The organism is Streptomyces sp. SID1328 (assembly GCF_009865595.1).
GTDB lineage: Bacteria > Actinomycetota > Actinomycetes > Streptomycetales > Streptomycetaceae > Streptomyces > Streptomyces griseoluteus.
The window spans coordinates 1-2,476 of sequence record NZ_WWKH01000971.1 but is presented as its reverse complement, the minus strand read 5'-3'; the positions used below and the strand labels follow the sequence as shown (position 1 = coordinate 2,476).

Here is a 2,476-nt window from a genome sequence, read left to right as displayed (position 1 = left end):
GCTCGGCGGGCACTGCTACGGTTTCGACTGCGATTCGAATTTCAGTGCGTGAGCTGAAGGGTGGGGTGGCCGCACATGGGCGGGGAATACACCGAGGAGACCTACGGCGAGGTCACGGTGCTGGTCGGCGCCCGGCGCGGCGCGTATCCGTACGCCAACTCGCTCCTCGTACGCGGTACGGACGCCACGCTGGTCGTCGACCCCTCGCTGTCTCTCGTCAACGGCGCGCCGCCCGCCGATGCGGTCCTCGTGAGCCACGCGCACGAGGACCACATCGCGGGGCTCGGCAGCTACGACGTGCCGGTGCACATCCACGTCGGCGACCTCGGCCCGCTCCGGTCCCGCGAGCTCATGGTCGCCGGGTTCGGCTACCCGCCCGAGGAGGCCCGCGCCGCCGACCGGATGCTGCGCGACGACTTCCATGTGACAGGACGTCCGGAAGCGCTCGGCTTCACCGACGGCACCGTCTTCGACCTCGGCGGCCGCACGGTCACGGTGGTCCACCTCCCCGGCCACACACCGGGCCACAGCGGCTTCCTGATCGAACCGGACGGCTTCCTGTTCGTCGCGGACATCGACCTCACCTCGTTCGGCCCGTTCTACGGCGACACCCGCAGCGATCTGACGGACTTCGAGGCGTCGATGCGCCGGTGCGCGGACATCGACGCCCGCTGGTACGGCACCGCCCACCAGAAGGGCGTGATCGAAGGTGCCCCGGAATTCCGGCGCGGGCTCGCCGAGTTCGCGGAGGTGGTCGAACGGCGGGAGGCAGCACTGCTGGCCCTCCTCGCCGAGCCGAGGACCGTCCCCGAGATCGCCGAGCACCGCCTTGTGTACCGGCCACGTGTGTCCGGACCACATGTGGACCCGGTTGAACGCCGCACCGCAATCCACCACTTGGCCCGCCTGACAGCCAAGGGCCTGGTGACGGAGACCGAGCCGGGGTTCTTCCGGGCAACCTGAGAGCAGACCCCTTCGCCAACCCACGGATCGGCCTCCGGGAGAACGGCTTCCGCTCGCTCGCCGGCTCTCTGCCCGATCTCCAGGATCGGCTGGCCTAGGTCAGCCTTTCAGGCTCGCCAGGACCGCCTTCGCCGCCCTCTCCCCCGAAGTCGCCGCGTCAGCCAGTGAAGGCATGTCGAGCTGGTAATCCCCGGCCAGATGGATCGGGCCGAGGGGAGTCCGCAGCGTCGGCAGGGATGCCCGGCGGCCCGGAGCCCAGAAGGGGACCACGCGGTGGTGCCGGCGCACGACGCCCTCGCCGAGCCTGCCCCGGAGCTGGGGGTAGACCGAGACCAGGTCACGCGCGAACCGGGCGGTGATCTCCTCGTCGGGCAGCTCGAAGAGGTCGTCGGCCGCGGCACCGCCGGCGAAACAGGCCAGCGCGCCGCCCGGCTTGCGGATGCCGCCCTTGCGAAGGGCGGCGGCGTGGTTGAACATCGCCTGGAACGAGAGCTGGGGCGTGGACACGCCGAAGAAGTCGTCCCAGGGCTGGGGCCCCTCCTCCTCGGTGAAGAAGCCGACGACGACGTAACGGCCGTAGCGAATGTCGTCGAACGCGTTGCGGTACGTCTGCGGAAGTCCCGGAAGGATCCGCTTCGCGACATCGCTGGGCACCGCGACGATCGCGCGCTTCGCGCGCACCCGCACCACGCCGTCGTCCGCGTCGACGTAATGGACGACCACACCGTCCGCCGCCGCCTCCACGGACCGAACGCCCGCCCCGAGCCGCAGACGTTCACCGAGGTCGGCGGCGAGGATGTCGGTCAGGGTCTGGTTACCCCCCAGCGGCAGCGCGAAGTTGGGCACCTTCGCCGGATCGGCCAAGGCGATTCCGATCGATGTCACCAGCTGCGTCGCCGCCGTTTCCCCGGGCTCGCATCCCATCCACTGCCCCGACCACGACCGGACGACCTCTCGGGTCAACTCCGAGCGCACACCGCGCAGAAGATCCGACGCGAGCCGCCGGTCGAGCTTGGCACGCACCCGCTTCGCGATCTCACTGTCCGACTCCAGGAACGGCACGGCTGAGACGATACGAGCGCCCACCAAGGCCATCCCGACCCGGTCCAGGAAGCTCATCCGCGTACGGAACATGAGCGAGAAGAGCCTGGACGTGTCGACCAGCCCCCCGTTGAGCACCAGCGCCACACTCTTGCCGGCCAGCGACCCCATCTCGATGCCGTGGTGATGCAGCGCGTCGATCAGCGGCCCGGTTCCCTCGGTGAACTGCGTTCCGACGTTGATCCAGTAGTCACCCTTACGTACGGTCTCGACGCGTCCACCCGCCCGTTCCGACGCCTCCAGCACGACGACGTCGGCCTTGCCGTCGAGAGCCGTGGCCGCCATCAGCCCGGCCATTCCGGCGCCGACGACCACGACGTCACGGCTCTCCTCGCGCACAGCTCCCACCGCGTTCGCCATCTTCTCCCTCACTTCCCCAGCTTCCGATCTCGAATCGTATTCGACTTTACCG

The 2,476-nt window shown here is 69.4% G+C and carries 2 protein-coding genes; one reads left to right on the top strand and one right to left on the bottom strand.

Annotated elements, in window-relative coordinates; genetic code table 11:
* Positions 1 to 75 precede the first annotated feature (75 nt).
* Entirely contained in the window at positions 76 to 963 is an 888-nt protein-coding gene (locus tag GT030_RS31415) for an MBL fold metallo-hydrolase (protein WP_161203995.1), read from the top strand.
* 99 nt (positions 964 to 1,062) lie between these two features.
* On the opposite strand, the gene GT030_RS31410 is transcribed toward GT030_RS31415, so the two are convergent.
* Entirely contained in the window at positions 1,063 to 2,424 is a 1,362-nt protein-coding gene (locus GT030_RS31410; RefSeq protein WP_161203994.1) for an NAD(P)/FAD-dependent oxidoreductase, read from the bottom strand.
* Between the last annotated feature and the right edge of the window lie 52 nt (positions 2,425 to 2,476).

Bases quoted from the DNA above. Each gene is read 5' to 3' on its own strand.
- GT030_RS31415 (WP_161203995.1), top strand. From the start codon at position 76: ATGGGCGGGGAATACACCGAGGAGACCTACGGCGAGGTCACGGTGCTG.
- GT030_RS31410 (WP_161203994.1), bottom strand. From the start codon at position 2,424: ATGGCGAACGCGGTGGGAGCTGTGCGCGAGGAGAGCCGTGACGTCGTG.